The 26,212-nt window shown below is 62.1% G+C and carries 30 protein-coding genes; 17 read left to right on the plus strand and 13 right to left on the minus strand.

Annotated elements, in window-relative coordinates:
- Nucleotides 1-210: 210 nt before the first annotated feature.
- The 9 genes from CK489_RS15460 (at nt 211) to CK489_RS15500 (ending at nt 6,255) form a co-directional block, all read left to right on the plus strand.
- Nucleotides 211-1,131: a hypothetical protein gene (locus CK489_RS15460; RefSeq protein WP_095732860.1), complete on the plus strand. Its 921-nt coding sequence runs from the start codon at nt 211-213 to the stop codon at nt 1,129-1,131.
- A gap of 191 nt (nt 1,132-1,322) precedes the next feature.
- Nucleotides 1,323-2,981 (plus strand): hypothetical protein, encoded by a 1,659-nt coding sequence (locus tag CK489_RS40825; RefSeq protein ID WP_143278165.1) that lies wholly within the window; start codon nt 1,323-1,325, stop codon nt 2,979-2,981.
- 1 nt (nt 2,982) lies between these two features.
- Nucleotides 2,983-3,459, plus strand: a complete 477-nt coding sequence (locus CK489_RS15470; RefSeq protein ID WP_095732862.1) for an XkdW family protein — start codon at nt 2,983-2,985, stop codon at nt 3,457-3,459.
- Nucleotides 3,460-3,524: 65 nt separating this feature from the next.
- Nucleotides 3,525-4,049: a hypothetical protein gene (locus CK489_RS15475; protein ID WP_143278166.1), complete on the plus strand. Its 525-nt coding sequence runs from the start codon at nt 3,525-3,527 to the stop codon at nt 4,047-4,049.
- A 72-nt stretch (nt 4,050-4,121) separates the two neighbouring features.
- A complete protein-coding gene (locus CK489_RS15480) occupies nt 4,122-4,823 on the plus strand; it encodes a hypothetical protein (RefSeq protein ID WP_245350385.1) in 702 nt (233 codons plus the stop codon).
- Nucleotides 4,820-5,308: a hypothetical protein gene (locus CK489_RS15485; RefSeq protein WP_095732864.1), complete on the plus strand. Its 489-nt coding sequence runs from the start codon at nt 4,820-4,822 to the stop codon at nt 5,306-5,308. The genes CK489_RS15480 and CK489_RS15485 overlap by 4 nt, the downstream gene beginning before the upstream one ends.
- Nucleotides 5,308-5,709, plus strand: coding sequence for a hypothetical protein (locus CK489_RS15490; RefSeq protein ID WP_095732865.1), 402 nt, complete (start codon nt 5,308-5,310; stop codon nt 5,707-5,709). The genes CK489_RS15485 and CK489_RS15490 overlap by 1 nt, the downstream gene beginning before the upstream one ends.
- Before the next feature lie 118 nt (nt 5,710-5,827).
- On the plus strand, nt 5,828-6,076 hold the full coding sequence (locus tag CK489_RS15495; protein ID WP_095732866.1) for a hypothetical protein: 249 nt from the start codon (nt 5,828-5,830) through the stop codon (nt 6,074-6,076).
- Entirely contained in the window at nt 6,073-6,255 is a 183-nt protein-coding gene (locus tag CK489_RS15500; RefSeq protein WP_095732867.1) for a hypothetical protein, read from the plus strand. Before CK489_RS15495 ends, CK489_RS15500 begins: the two co-directional genes overlap by 4 nt.
- A 364-nt stretch (nt 6,256-6,619) precedes the next feature.
- Here the strand turns inward: CK489_RS15500 and CK489_RS15505 are convergent, their stop codons facing one another.
- From CK489_RS15505 to CK489_RS42275, 4 genes are all read right to left on the minus strand, one after another.
- On the minus strand, nt 6,620-7,207 hold the full coding sequence (locus CK489_RS15505) for an ATP-dependent DNA ligase (RefSeq protein WP_095732868.1): 588 nt from the start codon (nt 7,205-7,207) through the stop codon (nt 6,620-6,622).
- Between the two features lie 40 nt (nt 7,208-7,247).
- Nucleotides 7,248-7,514 carry a hypothetical protein gene (locus tag CK489_RS40830; protein ID WP_143278167.1) on the minus strand — a complete coding sequence of 89 codons (267 nt, stop codon included), beginning with the start codon at nt 7,512-7,514 and terminating at the stop codon, nt 7,248-7,250.
- Between the two features lie 234 nt (nt 7,515-7,748).
- Nucleotides 7,749-8,126 (minus strand): hypothetical protein, encoded by a 378-nt coding sequence (locus tag CK489_RS15510; RefSeq protein WP_349626938.1) that lies wholly within the window; start codon nt 8,124-8,126, stop codon nt 7,749-7,751.
- Entirely contained in the window at nt 8,015-8,428 is a 414-nt protein-coding gene (locus CK489_RS42275) for a hypothetical protein (RefSeq protein ID WP_095732869.1), read from the minus strand. The genes CK489_RS15510 and CK489_RS42275 overlap by 112 nt, the downstream gene beginning before the upstream one ends.
- A 375-nt stretch (nt 8,429-8,803) precedes the next feature.
- Here CK489_RS42275 and CK489_RS15520 point away from each other — a divergent pair, with 375 nt between their 5' ends.
- Nucleotides 8,804-9,568, plus strand: a complete 765-nt coding sequence (locus CK489_RS15520; protein ID WP_158226449.1) for a KilA-N domain-containing protein — start codon at nt 8,804-8,806, stop codon at nt 9,566-9,568.
- A gap of 224 nt (nt 9,569-9,792) precedes the next feature.
- Here CK489_RS15520 and CK489_RS15525 read toward each other — a convergent pair whose 3' ends face one another.
- From CK489_RS15525 to CK489_RS15545, 5 genes are all read right to left on the minus strand, one after another.
- Nucleotides 9,793-10,047: a hypothetical protein gene (locus CK489_RS15525; RefSeq protein ID WP_143278168.1), complete on the minus strand. Its 255-nt coding sequence runs from the start codon at nt 10,045-10,047 to the stop codon at nt 9,793-9,795.
- Between the two features lie 8 nt (nt 10,048-10,055).
- Nucleotides 10,056-10,316 carry a hypothetical protein gene (locus tag CK489_RS15530; RefSeq protein WP_095732872.1) on the minus strand — a complete coding sequence of 87 codons (261 nt, stop codon included), beginning with the start codon at nt 10,314-10,316 and terminating at the stop codon, nt 10,056-10,058.
- Between the two features lie 59 nt (nt 10,317-10,375).
- On the minus strand, nt 10,376-11,569 hold the full coding sequence (locus CK489_RS15535; RefSeq protein ID WP_143278169.1) for a hypothetical protein: 1,194 nt from the start codon (nt 11,567-11,569) through the stop codon (nt 10,376-10,378).
- Between the two features lie 238 nt (nt 11,570-11,807).
- Entirely contained in the window at nt 11,808-12,539 is a 732-nt protein-coding gene (locus CK489_RS15540) for a hypothetical protein (protein WP_143278170.1), read from the minus strand.
- 179 nt (nt 12,540-12,718) lie between these two features.
- Nucleotides 12,719-14,014 (minus strand): MFS transporter, encoded by a 1,296-nt coding sequence (locus CK489_RS15545; protein WP_095732875.1) that lies wholly within the window; start codon nt 14,012-14,014, stop codon nt 12,719-12,721.
- Nucleotides 14,015-14,108: 94 nt separating this feature from the next.
- Here CK489_RS15545 and CK489_RS15550 point away from each other — a divergent pair, with 94 nt between their 5' ends.
- Nucleotides 14,109-14,807 carry a TetR/AcrR family transcriptional regulator gene (locus CK489_RS15550; protein WP_095732876.1) on the plus strand — a complete coding sequence of 233 codons (699 nt, stop codon included), beginning with the start codon at nt 14,109-14,111 and terminating at the stop codon, nt 14,805-14,807.
- A 61-nt stretch (nt 14,808-14,868) separates the two neighbouring features.
- On the plus strand, nt 14,869-15,414 hold the full coding sequence (locus CK489_RS15555; protein ID WP_349626933.1) for a TspO/MBR family protein: 546 nt from the start codon (nt 14,869-14,871) through the stop codon (nt 15,412-15,414).
- A 239-nt stretch (nt 15,415-15,653) separates the two neighbouring features.
- Here the strand turns inward: CK489_RS15555 and fabF are convergent, their stop codons facing one another.
- From fabF to CK489_RS15570, 3 genes are all read right to left on the minus strand, one after another.
- Nucleotides 15,654-16,916 carry a beta-ketoacyl-ACP synthase II gene (fabF, locus tag CK489_RS15560; protein WP_095732878.1) on the minus strand — a complete coding sequence of 421 codons (1,263 nt, stop codon included), beginning with the start codon at nt 16,914-16,916 and terminating at the stop codon, nt 15,654-15,656.
- A gap of 504 nt (nt 16,917-17,420) precedes the next feature.
- A complete protein-coding gene (locus CK489_RS15565) occupies nt 17,421-17,687 on the minus strand; it encodes an HGGxSTG domain-containing protein (RefSeq protein WP_095732879.1) in 267 nt (88 codons plus the stop codon).
- A complete protein-coding gene (locus tag CK489_RS15570; protein WP_095732880.1) occupies nt 17,684-18,343 on the minus strand; it encodes a hypothetical protein in 660 nt (219 codons plus the stop codon). The genes CK489_RS15565 and CK489_RS15570 overlap by 4 nt, the downstream gene beginning before the upstream one ends.
- A gap of 472 nt (nt 18,344-18,815) precedes the next feature.
- Between CK489_RS15570 and CK489_RS15575 the strand changes: the two genes are divergently transcribed.
- The 3 genes from CK489_RS15575 (at nt 18,816) to CK489_RS15585 (ending at nt 23,195) form a co-directional block, all read left to right on the plus strand.
- The gene (locus tag CK489_RS15575) at nt 18,816-21,137 is read left to right on the plus strand and encodes a molybdopterin guanine dinucleotide-containing S/N-oxide reductase (RefSeq protein ID WP_095732881.1); all 2,322 of its coding nucleotides are present in this window, start codon (nt 18,816-18,818) and stop codon (nt 21,135-21,137) included.
- Between the two features lie 102 nt (nt 21,138-21,239).
- A complete protein-coding gene (locus CK489_RS15580) occupies nt 21,240-22,280 on the plus strand; it encodes an alpha/beta fold hydrolase (RefSeq protein WP_095732882.1) in 1,041 nt (346 codons plus the stop codon).
- Nucleotides 22,281-22,319: 39 nt separating this feature from the next.
- Complete coding sequence (locus tag CK489_RS15585) at nt 22,320-23,195, plus strand: PhzF family phenazine biosynthesis protein (RefSeq protein ID WP_095732883.1); 876 nt, start codon at nt 22,320-22,322, stop codon at nt 23,193-23,195.
- A 41-nt stretch (nt 23,196-23,236) separates the two neighbouring features.
- On the opposite strand, the gene CK489_RS15590 is transcribed toward CK489_RS15585, so the two are convergent.
- Nucleotides 23,237-23,749, minus strand: a complete 513-nt coding sequence (locus tag CK489_RS15590) for a winged helix-turn-helix transcriptional regulator (RefSeq protein WP_050628100.1) — start codon at nt 23,747-23,749, stop codon at nt 23,237-23,239.
- Between the two features lie 208 nt (nt 23,750-23,957).
- On the opposite strand from CK489_RS15590, the gene CK489_RS15595 reads away from it, so the two are divergent.
- Nucleotides 23,958-24,596 carry a 2-hydroxychromene-2-carboxylate isomerase gene (locus CK489_RS15595; RefSeq protein WP_095732884.1) on the plus strand — a complete coding sequence of 213 codons (639 nt, stop codon included), beginning with the start codon at nt 23,958-23,960 and terminating at the stop codon, nt 24,594-24,596.
- A 58-nt stretch (nt 24,597-24,654) separates the two neighbouring features.
- Complete coding sequence (locus tag CK489_RS15600; RefSeq protein ID WP_245350386.1) at nt 24,655-26,202, plus strand: class I adenylate-forming enzyme family protein; 1,548 nt, start codon at nt 24,655-24,657, stop codon at nt 26,200-26,202.
- The last annotated feature ends 10 nt before the right edge of the window (nt 26,203-26,212 follow it).

Below are 26,212 nucleotides of genomic sequence, written 5' to 3' on the forward strand. Positions count from 1 at the left end.
CTAGAATTGCGGCGCCGATTAGCGCGCCCCAACCCAAGCCCATGTTGTCGATAGACGTGTTCAGTAGCCACTTCAGGCCCGAGATAACAGCGAGCAGCACAGCTGAACAAACGATGATGCGAAGCATCCCGGGAAAATAGCCCATCCCGGTCCAAAGTCAAAATCAGTACCAATCCGGCCCCTTTTCGGGGCCTTTTTCGTGGAAAACCGATGCCCAGGCAAAGTAACGGCACCTATCAGCAGCCGGCGAACACGGCTGCCGTCCCGAGCACGCCCATTGGATCGTCAGCGTACAATACGCTGATCACCGACCTCGGCAACGAGATCACGAACAGCCTGGACCGTGGCGGCCGATCGGCGATGACCGCGGCGCTTCCCATGGGCGGCCAGAAGATCACCGGCATGGCCGATCCGACGGTGGCGACGGACGGCGCCACGAAGAACTACGTCGATACGACCACTGCGGCGTTCTTCTCGACCGGTGACGTGAAGATGACCATCAAGAACGTCGCGGATACCGGCTGGATCTTGTGTGATGACGGCACATTCGGCAGTGCAACCTCAGGGGGCACAAGTCGCGCGAATGCTGACACGCAGCCTCTGTTCAACCTGCTCTTCAACAACACGAATGATTCCAACGTTCCCCTCTATACGTCTGGCGGCTCACTGACCACGCGCGCGGCGCAAACGAATGCCGCAACGGCATGGGCCGCCAATTGCCGAATGTCTTTGCCGAGGGTACTTGGACGCGCCATGGCTGGCGCAGGGCAGGGAAGCGGGCTGACGCTGCGCGGGCTTTGTACCTGGAACGGTGAAGAGACACACGTCCTGACGACGACGGAAATGCCGAGCCATCGTCATAGTGTGTTTATCTCCGACAACGGCCATACGCATGCGACAAGCTTGCCAAGCCGCCAGTTGGGAACAATCGCTACTAATACTGGAAATCCGATCGTTGGCATCCAGGTCAACAATGGCTCTGACGGATCTTTCTACGCTGCGTCTAGCTTGTCTGGCGTCTCGATCACCAGCGGAGACAGCGTCCCGAACTCCACACTAGCGAACGGCAGCAACGGAGCTCACAACAATCTCCAGCCGACGGCTTACTTCAACGTGATGGTGAAGCTTTGACCGGCATCGTCGTCAGCACACCGCCGCCAGTTGAGCCGCCACCGTCGAATACCAGTGGCAGTACGTCTGTACTTGGGCCGCTGGCGTATACGCCTGCAATCCCGACGCTTCCGCAGACGTGGAGCGCGGCTCAGACATTTCTGCCGGGGACGCTCATTCTCAGTGGAACTGGGGCAACTTCGAACGTCGTTATGCAAGAGACGGCAAATGGGGCGCTGACTGTCCGGCAGCTCTCATTCGCCGACATCTCCGGTTCGATAAGCATTCCGCAGATTCCGTCGTCGCCACTTACGAGCATCAACGATACGAACGTCACTCTGACGCTTGGCGGATCTCCAAGCGCAGCATTGCTCGCGGCAACCTCGATCACGGTAGGATGGAGCGGAACACTCGCGGCTAATCGCGGTGGATTTGGAGCCGATGTCAGCGCGCAGTCCGGCGTTCCTCTGTTCGCAACAGGGGCCGCGACTTTCACTGGCACGACGGGGTCAGGCAACTTCGTTCGCGCGACGTCGCCAACCATCACCACACCTGCCATCAGCGGTTTGGAGACTCAAGCGGCGGGTTCTGACACCGCCCAGTTCATTCTGGTCACCGGCCTGGGTGGAAATGGCCGACTGATCGGATCGCTCGAAAGCAGCAACGTTAAAATCCGCTCGCAGAATAGCGTTACCCTGTCGCTCGGCGTCAATTCGGCTGACGTACTGACGATCGGAGCGGCTAGCGCGACATTTCTCCAACCGTTGATTATCAATGGCAGCACGTCGGGGTCGATCACGCTGGCTTCGGCTGCAACAGCATCCGGCACCGCAACTCTGCCAGCAGGCACCTATAATATCGTCGGAGATACGCTTACTCAGACACTTTCGTCGAAGACGTTGTCGTCGCCCGTCATTGCTGGCGGTGCGAGTTTCAATGGAAGCTCCTCTGGCACCACTGTTCTTCAAGCGGCTGCCGGTGCCGCGGGTACCCTGACTCTGCCTTCCGCTCTAGACACGCTCGTTGCCAGAGCGACGACCGACACCTTAACCAACAAGACGATTAACGGGTCGAACAACACGATATCGAATGTCGCGCTTGCAAGCCTGGCGACGCAAGCAGCCTATAGTCTCGTCGGCAATTTCACGGGATCGTCTGCGGTCCCGACAGCATCCGCAATTGGTGGTCTCACCCAGAAGGCTTCCCCGGCTGCAACCGATCTCATTTTGCTTCAGGACCAGGCCGCTTCAGGTCAGCTCAAATATGCGACAGTATCGTCCATCGCTTCCGCCGGCTCGGTTTCCTCAATTGGAAGTCTGACCGGCGCGTTCACGATCGACGGCGGAAATCTCTCCTCCAATGTGCTGCCATTCCCGCGAAATGACGTTGCCCAGTCGTGGAGCTCGGCACAGCAGAAGCAGGCACGCCAGAACATCGGCGCCGACAGCGGCGTTTTGGTAGCCGATAGAAACGGCACCAACCAGACTGGTCTTACCGCGGCCAGCAACAACAAGATTCAATTCAACAACAAGGTCAAGGACGCGAACGGCTGGTTCGACGCTGTCACGAATTATCGCTACACGCCTCTGATCGCCGGTACCTATTTGGTTTCTCTCAATGTCCTATCGAACAATGGGACAAGTGGTGAGACGTGCCAGGCGCTGATCTACAAGAACGGCTCATCGGTGAAGGTCGGGCCGTATTTTGCCACAACCGGTTCCTCCTCGTATCAGTCGCAAATCGTCGCCGCACTGACGATGAATGGCACCACCGATTACCTCGAGTTCTACATCTATGTCCCTGCAACCATCACGACATTGAACGGACTTACGTCAACGACGAACGTTCAAGTGTGGCGGATTGGAGACTAAAATGGCCTTCCAGCCTGAGCAATTCGTCATTGCAGTTCAAAGCCTGTGTCCCGGGCTAATGCCGCGGATTGACTTTGAAGTCACCAACGATGGAACGGGGCCGATGATATCCAAGTGGAATCGGCCGGACGTGGCACAGCCAACACCGGCCCAGATCGAAGCGGTCGACACTGACGCCATCAAGGCAGCTCTGCAAATCCCGGATATTTCGCTTCGCCAGTTCTATCAGCAATTGGCCGTCCAGGGCGTCATTACTCAGGATGACGCTTTATCTGCGGTGCGGACTGGAGCGCTCCCGAGCGCCCTGCAGACCATCGTGAACGGCCTACCTCAAGCCCAACAGTTCCCGGCAACGATGATGCTTTCTGGGGCTTCGACGTTTCAGCGCAGCAATTCGATGACTGCAGCTATCGGCGCTGCCTACGGTTGGACATCGGAGCAAATTGACGCGTTCTTCGTAGCTGCAGCGCAAATCTAAAGACGCAGATCTACTGTTGCATCCGAGCCGCCCCTCTTTGGGCGGCTTTTTATTTGGAGCCGTCGATGCCCTTCGAGGTCAACGTCCACCACCATCTCGATCAGGAGAGTGCCGAGCGCCTGACGACGATCGAACGCATGCTCGGCCAATTGCTAGCCCAATCGGAGACCGCCATGAACGCTTACGATGACATCAAGGCCAAGATGGATACGGCCCTGGAAACGATCCAGAAGAACACCGACTTGGACTCATCGATCCTGCAGACGATGAACGCGCAGACCGAAACTATCAAGCAACTGAAGGTGCAGCTCGACAACGCCGGCACCGACCAGAGCGCGCTCCTCGAGCTGAGCTCGACCATGGATCAGATCATCCAGAAGTCGCAAAACGAAGCGGCAGTGAAGGCAGCCGCGATCACCGCGAATACGCCGGTCGATCCGAATGCTGGAAGCACCCAGAACCAGGCGCCGGCACCCAGCGCGCCCGCTGCATCGAATGATCCGGCCCAACAACCCGATCCGGGGCCCGCAAGCACCACCGACCCAGCTGCAAGCAAGCCGTCGCCGGATGAGCCGCCGGCCGCGGCCTGACCGCTCGTTAGGTTCACCAGCAACACCAGCCGCTCCGGGCATCTTGGGGCGGCTTTTTCATTGGAGTTTCGAATGGCCGTTGATCTCGGCATCCTCAAGACACGGAATGAAATTCGCTGGGGTAGGGCCAAGCCAACTCGCGATTTCAGTGCCGTTGCGCGCCGCCTTGTCGCTCCGACCGCAAAGGCGCGTTACCAGGCCGTCTCAGCCAGAACCGGCGTTCCGTGGGCGTTCATCGCGGTCGCGCATGAGCGAGAGAGTTCACAGAACTGGGCTGGATCCCTGGCACAGGGTGATCCCTACGACAAGGTCTCAACCCATGTGCCGGCGGGGAGGGGGCCTTTTGCTTCATGGGAAGAAGCCGCCGTTGACGCGCTGGTCAACTGTGCCCCGCGCGCAGCTCGCAACAAGGATTGGTCGATCGGCGGCACGCTGACGATGCTCGAGCAGTACAACGGGCTCGGCTACGCAGGGAAGGACAAGCCGTCACCCTACATTTGGTCCGGGACCGACCAGTATGTCGCCGGCAAGTACGTTCGGGACGGCGTGTACGATCCGAATGCCGTCGACAAGCAATTGGGCTGTGCTGGCCTTCTGCTGGCGATGATGGCGCTAGATCCGTCGATTTCGTTCGACGGCAATCATATGCATATGCCAGTCGCGCCGGCCCCCACGGCGCCCTCCTCGAAACCATCAGTCACCAGCCCAGCGCCGGGTTCTCTCGGCGCGTTCATCGCTTCCATTCTCTCGGCCATCTTCAAGAGGAACAAATGACCGCTTTTCTGCTGCTGCTCGCTTTCATCGTCGCGCTCGGCTTTCTTTACGCCCTCGTTCTGCGTCCGTGGCTCAAGAAACAGTCCTGGGCACAGCGCTTCTTCGCGTGGGTAGACCCGATCGAACTTGTGCTGTTCAAGAAGTCTGAAACTATCCTCGTCGGCCGCCTACTCTGGCTTGGCGGTTTGGTGGTGACGGCCTACGACGGCGCAGCCACCTTCGTCACCAGCCTTGACCTGACGCCGATCACCACGCGGTTCTTCGATTGGCTCAATGTCCCCGCTGACATGCGGGGCCTCTCAATCAGCGCCTTCGTGGGGATCATCGGTTTGCTGATCAATCGACTGCGCAAGACGACTACGAAGCCGCTGGAGCTCGTCGCCGTTCCTGACGCCAGCCTGCCTCCGGCAGCTGCGCAGGCCGTCGCCCAGGCTGATGCTGCCAAGGATGCTGCGGTGCAGGCCGTTGCGGAGGCGAAAAGCTGATGTTCGCCCTTGCATCGTTGATCTTCCAGTTCCTGGGAGGTCCCGTCGCAAAAGGCCTGATCGATGCATACAATCTGCATCTGAAGGCCACGACGACCGACAAGCAGACTGCAGCAAACCTGGCTGGGCAGGAGATCGCCGCCCAGGTCGCTGAAACCAATGCGATCACTCAGCTCAAGATCGCGCAGATCGGGCACCCCTGGGAGCCCGAAAAGTTGGCGATGTACATCACCCTGATCTACTACGCGAAGTGCATCGTCTGGGACAAAGTCCTTGGCCTTGGCACCACAGACGTAGTGGCAGGCCCGATCGCTATCTGGGCCGGCTTGATCATGTCGTTCTACTTCACCAAGCGTGGGGCTGAGAACGTCTCGACCATCATCAGCGCCATTCGAAAATAGACGGCTCGGTCTGCAACGCGGTGTAGCAGACCGAGCCTGACCCCTTACGGATCAGGTTTCCGTAAAAGGCTGGGAATGATCCTGGCGACGATCTCTTAATGGCTGGGAAATTCCGTGAATGGAAATCGCACAAGAATTCCTTAAGGCGTGGGGACCTCCCGGTCTGATCGCCATCGTCATGTGGGTGATGCTGCTGAAATCGGAAAAGCGGGAAGAGAAGAAGGACACCCGCATTCAAATGCTCGAAAACCTGCTGACCGAAAGCTACGACGAACGGATTGCCGCGGCTGATCGAATTGCTGAGGCGATACATGGCAATGCAACAGCGCTTATTGCCCTCGTGAACGAGATCAGAGCAAAAAAATGATCCAGGTCTTCAACCAGATTCGCCGCGTGTGGTCCGATGATGGGCGAGGGGACAAAGACTTCTCCGATCAAGAAACGCGCCTTCAAGAAGTCCAGCAAAAGCTGGTTGAGGCGACTGACCTTCTACGGCAAGCATCTGAGACCTTGACCGGCCTGATCAAGACAAAGGGCCTGCATTGACCATACTTTGGATCAGATGGCTCGCTGCTTTCATGGTCGTCCTATCCATCCTCACAATCGGTATTGCTATCCAAGAATGGTGGCTTTCACGCCATCCACCCAATCCGCCTGATCGTCTGGACAGGCGGTAGCTCGGCCTGACGCTTTCAGGCCCGTTCTCCTCCCTAGACTTGAGCCCGGCGCCCTAACCAGCGTCGGGCTCTTCTTTGTGTCTCGCGACGGCTTCATTGACCTTTTGCCGGTCGAGTCGATCTTCAGGTAAAAGTCGGGAAACTGGACGCCAGATCTCGACGGGGATTGCCAAATCGCTCTCCAGCGGCTTCCGGGCCCATTTCCACCATTGGTCGAATGCATCCTTGATGATTCAAAACTCCCGCGACATCGCCGGATGCGTCCGGTTTTTGACCTTGATCCAGTATGGGCACCGACCGCCGCGGTATGGCCGATCTGATCGCTTAGACACCAACCCTTCAAAGCCGAACTCGCATGCTTTCCGGAAGAGGTCAGGGCCGATCTCGCCTTGCTCGTAGTCCGACACGAAGATCCCCTCCGGCCGGCGCGCGAGCAGTCGCTGCAGGTTGGTCTTCCGCATCGAGAGGGGGAGGTCGCGAAGATCGTCACCATCCATGGCGAGGATATCGAAGGCCAGCATCTCGACCTCGGCATTATGCTTGCCAGAGTGCAGGGCGTTGAAGTCGGAGTAGCCGTCCACGCCGCGGATGATGGCCTCGCCGTCGATCACGAAATGCTTCTGGCGGTTCTTTAGGGCGGACTCAACGATCCAGGGGAAGCGCTTGGTCCAATCGTGGCCGCCCTTGGTGATCAGCCGGACGCGATCTCCGGCGCGCTCGAGGCGCAGGCGGTAGCCGTCATACTTGATCTCGTGAAACCACTCCGGGCCGGCCGGAACCACTTTCCCAACGGTCGGCAGGCAGAAATCGAATTTAAGCATGCCAGGAAGATAGGTATCATGGGCCGGATTTGCGAATCCGTCAGTGGCTTTGGCTTTTGTCCTTCGACGGCCAACTGAGGCGCCCTTCCTTCCCTTCGTTTGCTGTTTCGTCCACCTCGCGGATGATGGCGACTGGATCGCCGTAGGTGCTTTCGCCTTGGGGGAACGGCTCTTGGGTTTTTCGACCTAGGAAAAGGTCAGGTCTGGGCAATCCGAGAACTTTCCGGGACCGCGCAAGTATGTCTTGCGTCAGCTTGACAAGCTCGTTGTACCAAGTCGCATGATCTGTTTGATGCTGGTCTGTCATGACCGGCCTCCCTTCCTATGCAGGCGGGAGCGCTAGCGGTCTCTCAGCCACCGACGCCTACGGGCAGAGCCTCGGCCGGTGATGATCTGTAACGACACAAGAGACGCTTTGTTCCCATACCGAAGGAACGGGTGTGGCGCGTTTCGGATTTACATTTGCCCGGCGCAATGGACGGCGCCGGGTCGACTCCAAGTGAACTCGGCCCCAGCTCATACCCCTCGGCTGGGGCGCTTTTTAAGCGAACAGGTCTTTCCCCGGCTGAAGCATCCTCACGAACGTGCCGCTCTCGTGGTACTCGAGCCAGCCTTGGCCGATCGCGTGTTGTAGACCGGCCCAGTATTCGGCCGGTGTCGCCTTGTCCTCGTCGAGCATGGGGCGGTTGATCTTCTCGATGTAGATCCTGCCATCCTGGATTGGCTCGAATGCCCGGGCGTGCTCCATGATCCTTCGGGCGGCTTTCTCGGGATCCGCGTATTTCCGTTCTTCCTTCAGCTTCACCGCTATCGCTCTCCCGGCCACCAAGTCGACGGCGGGTTCATGGCCGAAATCTTGTTCGTTCGCAATGCCACGAGATGGCTCCGCTTGAATGGATAGCCATTCGATCGCGAGCACTGCTTGCACCGCATATAGCGTTCCAATTCATGGACCGCTGTCCACTTCGGTCGTCGCACGACGTCGAGCGCCACCGTTTGATGGGTCTCGCAGCCGAGGCATTTGACCTCAAGGTAGCGGTAGCCGGCGTTGAGGGCGTCGCCCAGGGCCGGCGACGGCTGGGCCGGCCCTTGGAAGCCTAGCATGCGGGCGTTCCAAGCTTGGCAGGCAAGCCCGTCGGCGTCCTTCCGTGCTTCCGCGGCCCGTTCGGCTAGGTGCCTGACCGTGGCGCCGAACATGTACTCGCGAGACTTTGAGCCCATTGCCCATCATCGCGCGAAAGCCTTTGGGCGAGAAGCCGCTAGGACTTGTTCGTACTGGCGCTGATCCGTGCCAGCAATTGGTCAACCCGTGCGGTGACAGATCCCGGCGTCCTGAACTTTTTAGTGGGATAATGGTGGAAACGGAACCGGAACGTATACCGGCGAACTCACGCCAAGGGGTATAGTGGGCGTCTTGGGGGCCGAGTCGGCCCCCAAAAGCCGAAGAGCGGCCCTCGCGCCAACGAGGTACCGCTCTTCTAAATCTGAAACCCAAGCCACGAAGCTCGTGACCAACGGTCTCCCCAGTAAGAGTCGTTGTAGCGGCGCAGGACAGAAAGTCCAGAGATTCGTGGTCATATCGACAGGAGATATGACTTGAAGGAATTGAAAGTGAGAGGCCGGGCAATCCGGTCGGATGAAAACGGCCTGATCTGCCTAACTGATATTTGGGATGCGGCAGGCTTTAGCGTGAATCAGAAGCCGGCAGATTGGCGCAACCTTCCCACGACGGTCCGCCTGTTGGATGCCCTCGCCAATAGAATTGCCGGATTATCCGGCAATAAGACAAAACCTGCAATTAAATCAATGTACTACAGCAAGGTTGGTCGAGGTGGTGGCACCTTCGCGCATGCGGTACTTGCGTGCGCGTATGCTGGCTACCTCAGTCCGAAGCTTGAAGTAGAAGTTCGCGAGGTTTGGCTCCGGTATCGCTCCGGCGATCCAACACTTGCTGATGAAGTGCTTGAGCGCGCTTCTCCAGAAGCCAATCTCTGGGTAGCAACCCGAGCCGAGGCCCGCGCGATCCGCAATGGCTATACGGACACCTTGAGAGATCATGACGTTTACGGGCGCGGTTACATGGACTGTACCGACGAAGCTTATCTCAAGCTGTTCGGTGGTCGAGCCAAGCAGCTTCGGTCTCAACGAGGTCTTCCTCAAGGCTCCAATTTGCGTGACGCAATGGACATTGTTGAACTGTCAGCGATCAAGCTTACAGAAGCTCTGGCTACCCAACGCATCACGGTCGAAGATTCGCGCGGAAACTTGCAATGCAAGGAGGCGACCGGAAGGACCGCAGCCAACGTCAAGTATGCGATTGATCTTGAAATGAAGGACCGTCAGAAGCGCCTGGGTCGCTAGCTGACAAATAAAGGCCCGCTTCGGCGGGCCTTCTCTTTCCGGGTCAGGCGTTGCTGGTAGGGCCATCCACGACGTTCTGAGCCCACTGAGACCACGACGCGCCGACGTTGCACAGGTGGCAGGGATTGATCCTCTGGCGCATATGGATCACGCCATCGATCATGGGACCAGGGACCTCGCTGCAAATCCAACCCGTGTCCGAGCAGTTGCTGCATTTCGGCCGATCATTCATCTGAATTCTCCTGGACCGCGCTGCACGAAGACTCTACCAGCGCGTCGATATTCTCAATGATTCCGTCAGCGACGGCTTCCAGCATCTCAATTCGCATGGCGTCGACTTCTGGCTCGAAGCCGCGTCGTGCCAGATTGCGACGACGCGCAGCCATCTGCCTGCAGTTGGTGGCCACTCGCCAGAAATAGCTCTTGAGGCGAACTGGATCGCGTTCGATCTCGCGCATTTCTGTTTCAGAGTAGGCCATCGGCATAGTCATTCGTCTTCGAACTTCTGGCCGATGAGCTGATAGACGCGCCCCATCGCTTCGGCCGCCTCCTCAATAGCCACCTTTACATCCGGAAACTGATCGGCACACCTGGTCTGGAGGACATGATCATCCCACATCGAAATGGTGATGTGAGCAGCATGCAGTGCTTCGTGGGTGTAGCCATCGTTGTATGGGGGCTGCTCGCGAGCAATCTCCAGCGCATCGCTCAGGCCTGCCGCGATCTTGTCAAAAGCCTTTTTCGTCATCTGGCGTCTCTTGTTGCGATCCAACACCGGGCGGAATGAACCGCCCGGTGTGTGTTCGACTATATCCGATCCCACAGGCTTTCCGAAACAGTCTCTCCGCGCAGCGTGGTGCCGTCCAGATATGCCGGCGCATCGAGCGACAGCGGGGTGCGGATGTCGCCGAACGTCTTGAAGGAGAACTCCCGGTAGCTGGCGGTGAGGAAGCGCGGATAGGCGGCCTTGGCATCGGCGAGGCTCAATTCACCTTCGAGCACCGCGAGGATCATCGCACCGACGATATCTTTGCGGCGATCGAAGTCGATCCGGCGCGGCACGATCTGGTCGATTGTGGTGTAGACCTCGTGCGGTTGCGCCGCGATAACGCCTGTCAACGTTGGCCCACGGCTCACGATCCTCGGCGGAGTTATCAGCTTTGGCCGGCTGGCACGCATGGGCGCGGTCTTGAGACCTTTCGTCCACGCCAATGAGTGGACATAGGACAGATCGCGGCCTGTCTCTTCGGCGACGCGCCGTGCAGTCCATTCAGGGTGCGCGGTGATGACTGCTGCGACTTCCGACCCAGACATGTAGCCGGAAGCTTTTGATTTCCACGTCCCGTGGCGTGAGAGATGCTTCGCGGCGGTATTGAGCGAGGAGAGATGCCGCAAACGCTCGTTGAGTGCCGGGTCTTTGCTCAAGGCAAACGCAAGCGCCTCAAACTTTATGATCCGAGACCGTTCACCCCGACGCGTCGTCACCTCGGCGATCGTCATCCCCTTATTCATGATGCAGTCGGTCGCGGTCTCGACCTGCTCGGCAGTGTAGTTGTAGTTCGCCTTCTCGTAGGATGCTCGTCGGCAGGCGCGGCAGGTGCGTCGCGGGGCGCCGGTTTTGGAATCCCTCTCCATGAGGAGGTTGTCACCAGAGAAGGGATGGCCTTGCTTGCAATGTGTCTGCTGCGCCTTCAGCGCGCGCGCCGCATTGGTCTTGTTCATCCGAGCATTGTGATCGCGAAGAGCCGTAATGCGGTTCCACCATGCCGGATTGGATGTCTCGCACTCCGTGAACGTGAGCATCTTTGGCGCCGTCAGGACTAGCGTTCGGATCGAGCCGCCGTTGAAGAAGTGCTTTTCGATGCCGGCTATGTCGCTGTCAGTTAGATCGAAACAAATCCTGCACCGACGGTACGGGTAATTGCCCTTCGTCGAGAACCTGAGCTGTGTGTTCTCCAGGGTGAGCTCGTGACCATACCTGCAGTGGGTAGTGACTGGCATTGGATCGCTCCATCATGCGCGGAATGCGCACGCGGAGCCGATTCCTTGAACATGTCGCTCGTCACAACGGAGCTTCGGGAACTCCCGAAATGCTTGCAATTCACCGGTCGGAACTGGGGCCTGCTCTGCGTCCGAAGTCCCTCTTAGAAAATCTTGAACAAAAGAACGGTCGCAGCCACCAGCAGGCAAAGGGCCATGCCGATGGCGGTGATGCGACCGCGCCTTTCGAGAAACTGGCTCACCCAATCTGCTCTGGAAGCTTCTGATCACCATCGAAAACCGGCACCCCAAATCGAGCGACCAAAGCTCTCGCCTGGTCAGGCTTTAGCCAGCTCGGCGGAATATAGATGCCGTCTCGCTCTCGACAGTTGCGAACCATGTTGTGCATGTCCTTGAGGTACGCATCGCGCCGCTCAAGGTATGGCTTCAGGATGCTCACCGATGACCAGAATTGAATGGATTTTAGCAAATCGACTGGTGTTTCGGAGACGAACCATTTGGTGGGGTCATCTCCCATTTCCTGCGCGCTCTCATTTAATTCACGGCCCTCTGCCGTGGAGAAGCCGGCGTATTCCGGCCAGGGCATGATCGACGGGACATCTGCGAGCCGAAAGCCGATCGCTACCCGGTTCAAGGCAAGGGCGTCTGACACCTCCTTGCCAGCGCGTTCATCGTGTTTCACCTCACCGGTCTTATTGTCGACGAACGAGAATTGGGTGTTGCGGAGGCAGTTCGGGACCGCGACTTCCGACGTGAACCACGCGAGGGGCGGAAAATCCTTCAGAGCGCGCCGAAGCTTAGCCTCAGTGCGGATTTCGCCAATGTTGGGATGATAGGGAACTCTCCCGGCACCTTCGACCTCGATCACGCCGGACATCCAAAGCAGGTTCGTTCGCAGAATGCTGGTGTGATGATAGACCACCGGTCCAGCCGTAGCGTCCGCCAATCGTCGTCGTTTTGCCTCACCCATCACGGGGTCCTTTCGATCAAGAATGTTTGGGGAGCGAATCGAAAAGCCATTATAAATCAATGGCCGGGCCGTGCCCCAAATCTACGTATAACTAGGTGAATTTGCTGGCTTCCCTGCGTCCCCTAGGGAGCGCCATTTTCCCCCCGACATATGCCTTCGCACCGAGGTCCCGCACGGTTTCACGCCGCGGCGAGCACCGGCTGTGCCGGCCGCCGCGTGATCAAGAGCGACAGCACGGCGGCGATGATGCCGGTCAGGCCCGCGATCATGAAGGCCTGCAGGTAGTCGCCCTGGCTTGAGCGCATGAAACCGGCGAAGAACGCGGCGCAGGCGGCGCCGAGCTGATGGCCGGCGACCACCCAGCCGAACACCAGGGGCGCGTTCTTGTCGCCGAACGCCTCGTTGGCGATCCGCACGGTCGGCGGCACGGTGGCGATCCAGTCGAGCCCATAGAACACCGCGAACACCGACAGGCTGACCAGCGAGAAGTCCGAATAGGGCAGGTAGATCAGCGACAGGCCGCGCAGCCCGTAATAGAAGAACAGCAGCTTGCGCGGATCGAACCGGTCGGTGAGCCAGCCCGACAGCGTGGTGCCGAACAGGTCGAAGAACCCCATCAGCGCGAGCAGGCTCGCCGCCTGCACCTCGACGATCCCGTGGTCGCCGCAGAATGCGATCAGATGGGTGCCGACCAGGCCGTTGGTGGTGAAGCCGCAGATGAAGAAGGTCGCGAACAGGAACCAGAACGCCCGCGTCTTGACGGCGCGCACGAGGTTGCTGATCGCGGCGACGAACGGATTGCCCGCAGCCGGTGGCGCCGGTTGATCGTCATGCGCGCTGCCGAACGAGCGCAGGCCGACCGACGCAGGCCGCTCCGGCACCAGGACATACACCAGCGGGATCAGCGCCGCGCAGCAGGCGGCGACCGTCAGCACGACAGGCTTCCAGCCGCCCCATGCCACCAGTGCCGCAAGGCCCGGCATGAAGATCAGCGTGCCGGTCGCGGTCGACGCGGTCAAAAGCCCCATGACGAGGCCGCGATTGGTGGTGAACCAGCGATTGACGATGGTGGCGCCGAGCACGTTGGCGACCGCGCCCGAGCCGATGCCGGACAACAGCCCCCAGCTCATGAACAATTGCCACGGCGCGGTCATGAAGTAGCTCATGCCGGTCGAGACCGACATCAGCACGAGCGCGCCGAGCACCGTGCGGCGAATGCCGAAGCGCTGCATCACCGCCGCGGCGAACGGGCCGGCGAGGCCATAGAGGAAGATGCCGACCGCGGCCGATGACGAGATCACGCCGACATCCCAGCCGAACGCCGATTGCAGCGGCAGCATGAGCACGCCCGGCGTCGCGCGCAGGCCGGCGGAGGCGAGCAGCGCGAGGAAGATCACGGCGACGACGACGAAGGCGTAATTCTGGCCGAACGGGCGCCGGCGGACCGGGGCTTCTTGAAGGGCAGGGCTGGGCATGTTACTTACCGGTACGTGTTGCGATGCCGCCGTGTATACGTACCGGTCAGTAACATTGTCAAGAGGGATTGAGGGAAGGTCCGAGGGAGCCGTCATGAAGAAAGCCGTCGAACCGTCAGCGGAGCGCCCGGCCAAAGCGTTTTCGAGCGAAGTGGCGACCGGTTCGCGTAAAGAAAACGCGTCAAAACAAGAATCTGAAGCCCCGTTCCGATCCCATCGGAACGGAAAAGGCTTCAGGGCCGCCGACCGCATCCGGGCCTCCGCCGGCGAGCTGTTCTACCGCGAGGGCATCCGCGCCGTCGGCGTCGACGAGGTGGTCGAGCGCGCCGGCGTCACCAAGCCGAGCCTCTATCGCAGCTTCGCCTCCAAGGACGAACTCGCCGCCGCCTATATGCGCGACTACGAAGCGAACTTCTGGGAGAAGTTCGAGAAGCCCGGCGGCAAGTCATACAGCGATGCGCGCGAGCACGTGCTGGCCTATATCCGTGTGCTGTCTGCTAACGCGGTGGCCGAGGGCTATCGCGGCTGCGGCCTGACCAACGCCACCGTGGAGTATCCGTCGCGGGACAATCCCGCGCGGCAGGTCGCCGAAGCGCACAAGAGACTGTTCCGCAAGCGCCTGCGCGAGCTCGCAGGCAGCATGGGCGCGCGCCACCCCGCCGTGCTCGGCGATGCGCTGCTGCTGCTGATCGAAGGCATCTACGTCACCGGCCAGCAGTCGGAAGACGGCCCGGCGCAGTCGGCGCTCACGGTTGCGAAGCTCTTGATCGACGCGAGCGTCGCGAAGGGGTGACGTCGGGCGGAGGTCCGCCTGTCCCCGCAGGATCGCCGGTTCCGGACAAAATCCGGAACAGGTGATCCAGGCCGTTCGACGCGTCGTTTCATTTCATTGGAACTGCCAAAGAGGCTTACGCGCTGTCGCGTCGCGGCGGCGGCAGCGCAATGGATCGATGATGAAGTATGCTCGACTGCTCCTGTTCGTGGTCCTAGTGCTCGGAGCCGGATTTGCGATCGGTTATCTGAACAGGCCCGACGCCTGGTACGCAGCCTTGAGCAAGCCTGCGTTCAACCCGCCCAATTGGGTGTTCGCTCCGGTCTGGTCGATCATCTATTTGTTGATCGCCGTTGCAGGCTGGCATGTTCAGGAGCAGGGCTCTGCTTTCAGCTGGCGCCTCTGGCTGGCGCAAATGGTCCTGAACTTCGCATGGTCGCCGATATTCTTCGGCCTGCATCAGCCCGGCGTTGCGCTTGCCGTCATCGTTGCCCTACTGGCTGCAATCGTCGCCTTCCAGATCGCGGCCTGGAACGCAGACCGGCTCAGCGCCATCCTCTTCGTACCCTACGCCTTGTGGGTGGCGTTTGCCTCGCTGCTGAATTTCGAGATTGTTCGCTTGAACTAGAGCATGATCCGGAAAAGTGCGAAGCGGTTTTCCGAAAGGATCATGCTCAAACAAAGACATGATCCGGAAAAGTGCGTAGCGGATTTCCGAAGAGATCATGCTCAAACAGAGCATGATCCGGAAAAGTGCGAAGCGGTCTTCCGAAGGGATCATGCTCAGACAAAAACATGATCCGGAAAAGTGCGCAGCGGTTTTCCGAAAAGATCATGTTAAAGCAAGCGCTGAAGCGCGATGACGTTTCAAGCCCAGCGCCGAAACACCAGGCTGGCGTTGACGCCGCCGAATCCAAAGCCGTTCGAGATCGCGTGCTCGATCGGCATCCGCCGTGCAGCGTTCGCGACGAGGTCGATACCCCCAGCGGCCGGATCGGCGTTGTCCAAATTGAGCGTCGGCGGCGCGACCTGGTCGCGCAGCGCCAGGATCGTGAAGATCGCCTCGACGCCGCCGGCAGCGCCCAGCAGATGCCCCGTCGCCGACTTGGTCGCGCTGACGGCAATTCCGCCGTCGCGCCCGAACACGCGCTTGATCGCCTCGAGCTCGCCGAGATCGCCGACCGGCGTCGATGTCGAATGCGCGTTGAGATGCTGGATCTCGCTCGCGCGCAAGCCGGCCTGCGCCAGCGCCATCTCCATGGCGCGGCAGGCGCCGTCGCCGTCTTCGGGACCTGCAGTGATGTGATAGGCGTCCGCCGTCGTGCCGTAGCCGATGATCTCGGCAATCGGCGTGGCGCCGCGCCGCAGCGCATGGTCGAGCTCCTCGATGACGAGCACCCCCGCGCCTTCGCCCATCACGAAACCGTCGCGGTCGCGGTCGAACGGCCGCGACGCGCGGGCGGGCTCGTCATTGAACGACGTCGAAAGCGCCCGCGCGGCCGCAAAGCCGCCGAGGCTGACCGGATCGATGCAGGCCTCCGCGCCGCCGCAGATCGCGACGTCGGCCTCATTGCACCGGATCAGCCGCGCCGCATCGCCGATCGCCTGAACGCTCGCCGCGCAAGCGGTCACCGGCGCGCCGATCGCGCCTTTGGTGCCGTAGCGGATGCTGATGTGCCCGGCCGCGAGATTGGCCAGGAAGGCGGGAACGGTGAACGGCGACAGGCGGCGCGTGCCGCTCTTCTCCACCGTGCGCACCGCATCCGCGATCGCGGGAAACCCGCCGATCCCGGTCGCGATCACCGTCGCGGTGCGCTCCTGCGCGCGCGCCTCGGCCGGCATCCAGCCGGCCTGAGCCGTGGCCTCCGCCGCCGCCAGCAGCGCGAACAGGATGAACCGGTCCATCTTCTTCTGGTCCTTGCGCGGCGCCGCCAGATCGGGATCGAACCCGCCCTCGGCATCGGAGGCCTTGTCAGGCACCTGGCCCGCGACGCGCGCGGGAAGGCTCATCGCCCATTCCGGCAATGCCCGAAGCCCCGATTGCCCCGACAGCAGCCGCGACCAGACCAGTTCGGTGCCACAGCCCAGCGGGGACACCGTCCCGAGGCCCGTTACGACAATTCGACGCATGGTGCTCCTGTTGGGCTTGCGGGGGGCCGGACTCGTCGGACTGCCGAGGTTCGAGGTGCTGAATATATGATAATCGTCATCTATTTCTTGACCGGTCTGGCGTCAAGGCACTGCGTCAGTCGCAGGGGCGCAGCACGGGCCGGCAGTGCAGTAGACCGCGGCCAACATCGAACAGTGCGGCATTATGGCGTAGACGCCATAAGTTCAGTTTGATCGTTTTTGAGAAGCTTTCTGGAGAGCCTCAAATAGATTGTGCGCCGCGAATGCAAATTCTGTGTCTGGGTGGTCGCTACAGAATTTTCTTATATGCGCTTTTTGCTGATCCGATGGCCAAGCGACTAGATCGACGTGGGGTTTTTTGAGTGCCTCGAAAAGCATTGCCAGCGCGGTCATGTAAGTTCACCTTCAAACTCTGCTCAGTCGTGGCTTTGGTTTAACGTGAGCGCGGCGGATCACGCTCGGGTGCCCTTAATTGCATCATTAGTCCACCGTCCCCGTCACTAATCACTTCATCTCCTCCAACCTTCTCCGCACTTCACCCAACAACGCCCGAATCTGTCTCCGCTCCGCGATCGCATCCCTGGTGAACAGGCCGTGCTTGCGCGCGTTCCGGTTTGCCTTTGGCGCGCCGGATCCCTTTGCGCCGCCGTGCATGCGGCAGCGCCGCTTGCCGCGCACCGCCGGCGTGCGGCACGCGCCGCCGCGGCGGGTTTTGGCGCCGCAGCGCGGGCTCGCCAGCATCGGGCCGGTCGTGCTGGTGTGACCACTCATGCTTGGGCGTCCTGCCTGGCATCGGCGCACTCATGCGCTCGCCTGGCGCCCGCGGCCTTCGGTGTCCGCGCCGCGGAGGCCGGGGTCTTGTCGGAGACGATCACGTTCGCATGCTGGGTGACGTTGCCGACGATGGCGTTGCCGCCGTCCTCCACCTTCACATTCTGCACGGTGATGGCGGGCTCGCCATGGCTGCGGTAGCGGTTCAGCGCCTCGATCTGGGCGGGAAAGGTGCGGGCGAGCCGGCCGAGGGCGCGCGCCGCGCTGTCGTGCTGGGCGAGGTCGTCGGCATGCGCGAGGTGCTGCGCACAGCGCATCGCCATCACATGCACCGAAACCATCTGCGCCACCAGCATGGCCTCGACGGCATCGCGCGGGCGAATGCTCTTCACCATCGAGAGCATGAAAGCGAGGTTGACCTCGCTGGGCCTGCCGCCGCTCACGCTGGCCCTGACCAATTGCCTGAGGATGCCGTCCATCGCGTCGCGGTCGGTGACCCCGAGCGCGTTCGCCATCAGCTGCTCGCCGAGCTTCCGGTCAGGGTGGTCGATCGCGTAGCCGCGCCGCGAGAGTCTGATGCGCGGCAGTGCGGCAGGCTGCGACTCGCCGGGTGCGGCGGCCAGCGTCGGAATAGTGAGATCGCGTGCAGGTGTCATGTCGATGGTTCCTGGAATGCGCACGGCGCGCGCAGGCGATCGCTCGCTGCGGGCGCCGGGTGCGATGTCGATGTGGGTTTAAGGATGTCCGGCCGCGATCGCAGCCGGCGAGCCCGCGCTTGCGGGCGAGGGGGCGCCCGTAGGGGCGCTTGCACGATTTCGGAATATTGGAAATATGCCCTTGATTTGCCCGACGTGTCAAGCCGCCCGGCCAGACGCCGGCAGCGGGCCTGCTGCTTTGCATGGGGTTGTTTTCGCGTTTTTTGCCACGCGCATCTTTTGCGGCGAGTTCCGCCACCGTCATCAGCGATGAGGCCGGCACGGCGCGGTGCGACATCTGCGCTCGCGGATCCCTGCGCGTGGCCGCCTGCGCGTCCCGCAACCCTCAATCCGAAGACATCGGGGCGCGGATCGTTATACTGGCGACATCTTTGCGACCGGGCTCGAGACCCGCATCTGAGGACGCCACCGAATGAGCGAGACCATTGGCTACCCCGATCCCGGCCTCGATCTGTCCGATGGTTTCAAGCCGCACACCTCGCATTGGGGCGTGTTCTCGGCGCGGCTTGGCCAGGCCGGCCTCGAAGTCCGGCCCTATGGCGGCGATCCCGATCCGAACGGCATCATCAACAACTTTCCCGGCGCGCTGCGCCACCAGGCGCGCATCGGCCAGCCGGCGATCCGCCGCGGCTGGCTCGAGCGCGGCCCCGGGCCCGACGATCGCCGCGGCCGCGACGAGTTCGTCTCGGTCAGTTGGGAGAAGGCGCTCGATCTGCTCGGCGGCGAGCTTTCGCGCATTCGCGACACGATCGGCCCCGGCACGGTGTTCGGCGGCTCCTATGGCTGGTCGAGCGCGGGCCGCTTCCATCACGCGCAGAGCCAGGTGCACCGCTTCCTCAACATCGCGCTCGGCGGCTATGTCCGCTCGGTGAACACCTATTCCTCCGGCGCGTCCTCGGTGCTGTTGCCGCAGATCCTCGCCGGCTACGAGGACATCACCAAGCGCAACGTCACCTGGGAGCAGATCGCGGCCGAAACCGACATCGTGCTGGCGTTCGGCGGCATGGCGCTGAAGAACTCGATGGTCGCCGGCGGCTCGATCAGCAAGCATGTCGAGCGCGGCGCGATGGAGGCCGCGCACCAGCGCGGCTGCGAGTTCGTGCTGGTCAGCCCGCTGCGCGATGATCTCCCGGTCGAGGCCGGCGCCGAATGGCTGACGGCTGTGCCCGGCACCGATACCGCGCTGATGCTCGGCATCGTCCATACGCTCGTCAGCGAGGGCCTGCACGATCAGGCCTTCCTCGATCGCTACACCGAGGGCTGGCCGGTGTTCTTGCGCTATCTCACAGGCGAGAGCGACGGCGCGGCGAAGAGCGCCGAATGGGCCGCGTCGATCTGCGGCATCGGTGCCGAGACAATCAAGGCGCTGGCGCGGCAGCTTGCCGGGCGGCGTTCGCTGATCACCGTGTCGCATTCGCTGCAGCGTGCCGAGCATGGCGAGCAGCCGGTGTGGATGGGCATGGTGCTGGCGGCGGCGCTCGGCCAGATCGGCCTGCCCGGCGGCGGCTACGCCTATTCGCTCGGCGCGATCGGCTATTACGGCCGCCGCGTCAACGACGTGCCCGGGCCGACGCTCGGCCAGGGCCGCAACGGCATCGCCGACTTCATTCCGGTGGCGCGCATCGCCGACATGCTGCTCAATCCCGGCACCACCTATCGCTACAATGGCGAGACGCGGACCTATCCGGATATCCGCCTGGTCTATTGGGCCGGCGGCAATCCGTTCCACCATCACCAGGACCTCAACCGCCTGCGCAAGGCGTTTGCGAAGCTCGATACGCTTGTGGTGCACGAGCTCGCCTGGACCGCGACCGCGCGCCACGCCGACATCGTGCTGCCCGCGACCATGACGCTGGAGCGCGAGGACATCGGCTATTCCACCAACGATCCCCTGATGGTCGCGATGCACCGGATCGCCGAGCCGTTCGGCCTCGCCCGCGACGATTACGACATCTTCGCCGATCTCGCCGAGCGGCTCGGGGCGCGCGAGCCCTTCACCGAAGGCCGCACGTCGCGCGAGTGGCTGCAGCATCTCTACGAGCCGACCCGCAAGGCGCTCGCCGCGCGCGGGCTCGAGGCGCCTCACTTCGCAGAATTCTGGGAGCGCGGCAGCCTGGTGGTGCCGCAGCATCTCGACGATGGCGGCTCGCTGCGCCGCTTCCGCGAGGACCCGGTCGCGCGCCCGCTGCCGACGCCGAGCGGCCGCATCGAGATCTTCTCGCAGAAGATCGCGAACCACGGCGATGCCGACTGCCCGGGCCATCCGGTCTGGCTCGCGAAGACTGACACGCCGACACCGGATTCGCCGTGCTTCCTGGTCGCCAACCAGCCGGTGACGCGGCTGCACAGCCAGCTCGATTTCGGCGGCCATTCGCTTGACGCCAAGCATCGCGGCCGCGAGGTCGCACGCATGAACCCGCGCGATGCCGCGGCGCGCGGCATCACTGATGGCGACATCATCCGCATCTTCAATGCGCGCGGAGCATGTCTGGCCGCGGTGCACGTCACCGACGGCATCGCCCCCGGCGTGGTGCAATTGCCGACCGGCGCCTGGTACGACCCGATGGATCCCGACGACGAGGCGCCGCTCTGCGTCCACGGCAACCCGAACGTGCTGACGCGCGACATCGGCACGTCATCCTTCGCGCAGGGCTGCACCGGGCAGCTCACGACCGTCGAGGTCGAGCGTTTCAACGGCAATTTGCCGCCGGTCCGGGCGTTCGATCCGGCGTAATTTTACGCTGATCACGAACAAATCATCCGTCGGCGCTGGAAGGCGCCGATGCGTTCGGCTACGGCATCACGCATCCGCCCCCTGATTTGTGGACCCGCCGAGATGCACCTGAAAGCCCTGTTTCTTGCCGTCGCCGCCACCGTCGCGCTCGGTTCGTCCAATGCATCGGCGCAATCGGCCGCTGAACCGGCCTATGGGCCGGAGTTGCAGGGTTTCGAATATCCCTATCCGGTGCAGCATTATCGCTTCAGCTCGCAGGGGCAGGAGCTCGACATGGCCTATCTCGACGTCAAGCCTTCGACGCCGAACGGCCAGACCGCGGTGCTGCTGCACGGCAAGAATTTCTGCGCCGCGACCTGGGACGGCACCATCAAGGCGCTCAGCGGCGCCGGCTATCGCGTGATCGCGATGGATCAGATCGGATTCTGCAAGTCCAGTAAGCCGGAGCGCTATCAGTTCACCTTCCAGCAGCTCGCCGGCAACAGCCGCGCGCTGCTGGCTTCGCTCGGGATCGATCGCTCGATCATGGTCGGCCATTCGACCGGCGGCATGCTCGCGATGCGCTACGCGCTGATGTATCCCGACGCCACCGATCGCCTGGTGCTGGTCGATCCGATCGGGCTCGAAGACTGGAAGGCCAAGGGCGTGCCGTGGCTCAGCCTCGACGGCTGGATGCAGCGCGAGACCCGCGTCACCGCCGACGGCATCCGCGCCTATGAGCGCGCCACCTATTACGCGGACACCTGGGATCCGTCCTACGAGGTGTGGGTGCAGATGCTGGCCGGCATGTATCGCGGCGAGGGCCGTGCCGCCGTGGCGTCGAGCTCGGCGCGGCTCTACGACATGATCGCAACCCAGCCGGTGTTCTACGAATTCGAGCAGATCAAGCCGCCGACACTGCTGTTCGTCGGCGACAAGGACACCACCGCGATCGCCAAAGACACCGCGCCGCCGGAAATCCGCAAGACGCTCGGCAATTATCCGGTGCTCGGCAAGGAGGCCGCCAAGCGGATCCCGCATATCCAGCTGATCGAATTCCCCGACCTCGGCCATTCACCGCAGATCCAGGCGCCGGCGCGCTTCCACGCAGCGCTGCTCGGCTGGCTACAGCATCCGGAGACCGGCGCGGCGCTGGTCAAGTAGCGGCCGTGCGGCTCAGCGCAGGGGATTGGGGACGACATCATGACGACGGTGGAACTGGTTAGCGTTTTCACGGTGGATGGGCAGGGCGGCAATCCCTGTCCGATCGTGGTCGATGCCAGCGGCATGAGTGCGTCCGAGATGCAGGATGTCGCGCGACACCATGGTCACGAGTCCGGCTTCGTGTTGCCGGCCGAGAGCGACGATTTCGACGCGACCTTCCGCTTCTTCGTTCCGAACCACGAAATGGAAATGTGCGGCCATGCCACCATCGGTGCGCTCTGGCTGCTGGCCCGCCATGGAAAGCTGCCCGGCGATACGATCCGGATCTCGACGCGCAGCGGTCCCGTCACCGGCTTCATCAGCCGCAATCGTCAGGGCGAGCCCAGTGTCGAGATCACCCAGCCGGCGGGAAAGACGGTTCCATTGACCGCGAGCCAGCGCGATGACGTGCTGCGGGCCCTTGCGGTGGGGCCTGATGCGATCGGCCTGACAACGCCGTGCAATGCGGTCACTTCGCGGATCAAGACCTTGATCCCGATGCGGTCTCCCGAAGCGTTGAATGCGCTCAATCCGGCGGTCGAGCACGTCGAGGCGGTGTGCGGCCGGATCGGATCGACCGGACTCTATCCGTTCACCGTGATCGACCGCGAGGCCCGCCTGTTCGAAGCGCGCCAATTCCCGCGCTCGTCCGGCTATCGGGAAGATGCTGCAACCGGGATCGCGGCTGCCGCGCTGGCTTTTGGTCTGCTCGATAGCGGTCTGGTGACCCCGAACGACGAGGAGATTCGAATCCTCCAGGGCAGGGCGATGGGGCGCCTGTCGGAGATTCGCGTTCGGATCGGTTTTGCCGGCGGCCGCCCGGTCGGCTGCCTGCTTGGCGGCAACGTCGCATTGATGGCTGAGCCATCGCGATGAGATGAGCCGGCCGTGCGAGGCGCCGGTTCTGCGGGAACAGTCTAGCCCTGCTCGGCGTTTCTCTTCGTGCGCTCCCGCGCGCTGGCGTGCAGCGGCGACGATCGCCGCGCGCCGGGGCCCGGATGCACATGGACGTGCTTGGCGCTCAGCGGCTCGCCGCATTCCGAGCAAACCATGACGGGATCGAACATCTTCCCGCAGCTCTTGTGTTCGTGCAGCAGCGGCCGGCCGCGCGCGTCGACCATGTGGATGTTGCCCCAGTGCACGATCGACATGATGATCGGATAGAGATCGAGCCCCTTCTGCGTCAGGATGTACTCGTAGCGCTTCGGCGCTTCCTGATAGGGAATCTTGCGCAGGACGCCGAAGCGCACCAGCTTCTTCAGCCGGTCGGCGAGCAGATGCCGGGTGATCCCGAGCGAGGCCTGGAAGTCATCGAACCTGCGGATGCGCAGGAAACATTCGCGCAGGATCAACAGGCTCCAGCGGTCGCCGATCACGGCGACCGTGCGGGCCAGCGAGCACGGCTCCTCCTCGAGGGCATCCCATTTCATCAGCGTCTCCAGCGGTCTGCGACGACATCGCACCTAAAATTCTAAAACAGAACTAATGCCATTTCAATAGGATGCCTCGGATGTAGCCCCAATGCCCGCATTGGATGACAAATATCATATTGACAGTTCTAAAATAGAACTTATGGTTCGGGCCACGATCAACCGGCAGCGACAGGCGATTGCTGCCACTCGAAGGGAAGGGCGTTCCATGGTTGCTCCGCTCAAGGTCGAATTCCACTTCGATTTCGGAAGCCCCAACGCCTATCTCGCCGAGCTCGCGCTGCCCGGCATCGAGCAGCGCACCGGCGTGAAGTTCGACTACGTCCCGGTGCTGCTCGGCGGCGTCTACAAGGCGACCGGCAACATGTCGCCGGGCGAGTCGCTGCGCGGGATCAAGAACAAGCCGGAATACAACGCGCTCGAGACCGAGCGCTTCCTGCGCCGCCACAGCATCACGACCTTCACGTCGAACCCGTTCTTTCCGGTCAACACGCTGATGCTGATGCGCGGCGTCGTCGCAGCCGATTTCGAGGGGCTGTTCGAGCCCTACTTCCGCGCCGCCTATCACCACATGTGGTCCGAACCCAAGAAGATGGACGATCCGCAGGTGTTCCGCGAGGCGTTCCTGTCCTCGGGCATCGACATCGATCGCATCATCGCCCGCGCCCAGCAGGATGAGGTGAAGAAGAAGCTGATCGACAACACCAGCAATGCCGTGGCGCGCGGCTCGTTCGGGTCGCCGACCTTCTTTGTCGGCGACGAGATCTTCTTCGGCAAGGACCGCCTGCGCGAGGTCGAGGACGAGATCGTCGCGCAGTTGGCAGCGAGGCAGCGCAAGACCGCCTGAGCGGTAAATTCCCCAACACAACAAATCCAGCCAAAACGGCTGCGACAGGGAGGTTTCAGTGCAGGCGTCGATCCAGATCGTTGAAGGAAGTGTGGAAGGCCTGCCGAACCGCATCCACGAGGTGATCAATCACCACGTCGTGGCGACGCCGCATCATCCGGCGCTGATCGACGACAAGATGCGGCTGACCTATCGCGAGCTCGATCAGGCGGTCGATCGTGTCGCCGCCGCGTTGCAGGCGCTCGGCATCCGCGCCGGCGACCGCATGATGATCGTGAGCGAGAATTCGATACCGCTCGCCTGCCTGCTGCTGGCGGCGAGCCGGCTCGATGTCTGGTCGATCGTGGTCAATCCCCGGCTGTCGCCGCGTGAGCTCGACCAGATCAGGGATCACAGCGGCGCGCGCCGCGTGCTGCTGACCGCCGACGTTTCGCAGGAGGCGGCCGCGCATGCCGCGCGCTATGAGGCTGCCATTCAGGATGTCGGACCGCTCCGCGGCATCGCGGTCACCACTCTGAACCTGGCAACGGTGGCCGAGCCGGTCGAGGTCGACGGTGCAAACCAGGTCGCGGTCCTCATCTACACATCAGGCACGACGGGCGCGCCGAAGGGCGTGATGCTGACCCACCGCAATCTCCTGTTCAGCGCCCGCGGCACCGCGGCGTTCCGCAAGATGACGGCCGACGATGTGCAGTATTGCGTGCTGCCGATCTCGCATATCGTCGGCATCTCGTTGCTGACGATGACCTTGATGGTCGGCGCGACCGTGCGCCTGGTCGCCAAGTACGATCCGGCGGCACTGGTCAAGGCGATGGCCGAGGAAGGCATCACGATCCTGAACGGCGTGCCCGCGACCTACCAGCGCCTGCTCGAGTACCGGCGCAATGCCGGCCTACAGAGGCTCGATCGCGGCCGGTTGCGCGTGATCTCGGTGGCCGGCGCGCCGCTCGACCTCGACCTCAAGACCAGGGTCGAGCAGGAGCTCGGCCTGCCGTTGCTCAACGGTTACGGCATCACCGAATGCTCGCCCGGCATCTCCGGCGTCCGGCCGGACAATCCGCGGGCGGACCACGCCGTCGGCGCGGTCATGCCGGGCCTCGAAGCAAAGCTGGTCGACCGCGATCTCAAGCCGGTCGCAGACGGCGAGGTCGGCGAGCTCCACGTCCGCGGCCCAAACGTGATGCGCGGCTATTACCGCGCCCCCGATCTGACCGCCAAGGCGATCGACCCCGACGGCTGGTTCAATACCGGCGATCTGGCCCGCTTCCAGGATGACGTCCTCTACATCGTCGGGCGCACCAAGGAGATGATCATCCGTTCCGGATTCAACGTCTATCCGGCCGAGATCGAGGCGGTGCTGAGCACGCACGACGCAGTTGTGCAGTGCGCCGTGGTCGGCCGGCCGGTCGAGGGCAATGAGGAGGTCGTCGCCTTCGTGCAGCTAATCAAGGGCTCGACGGCCACGGTGCAGGACCTGATGGCCCATGTTGCCCCGCAACTCACCTCGTACAAGCGTCCGTCGGAGATTATTCTGATGGATGCGCTGCCCGCGACATCGACGGGCAAGCTCCTGAAGCACAAGCTGGCGGAGTCGCTGCGCAGCTGAGGCTGACGCC

This window comes from Bradyrhizobium sp. UFLA03-84 (assembly GCF_002289535.1).
Classification (GTDB): domain Bacteria; phylum Pseudomonadota; class Alphaproteobacteria; order Rhizobiales; family Xanthobacteraceae; genus Bradyrhizobium; species Bradyrhizobium viridifuturi.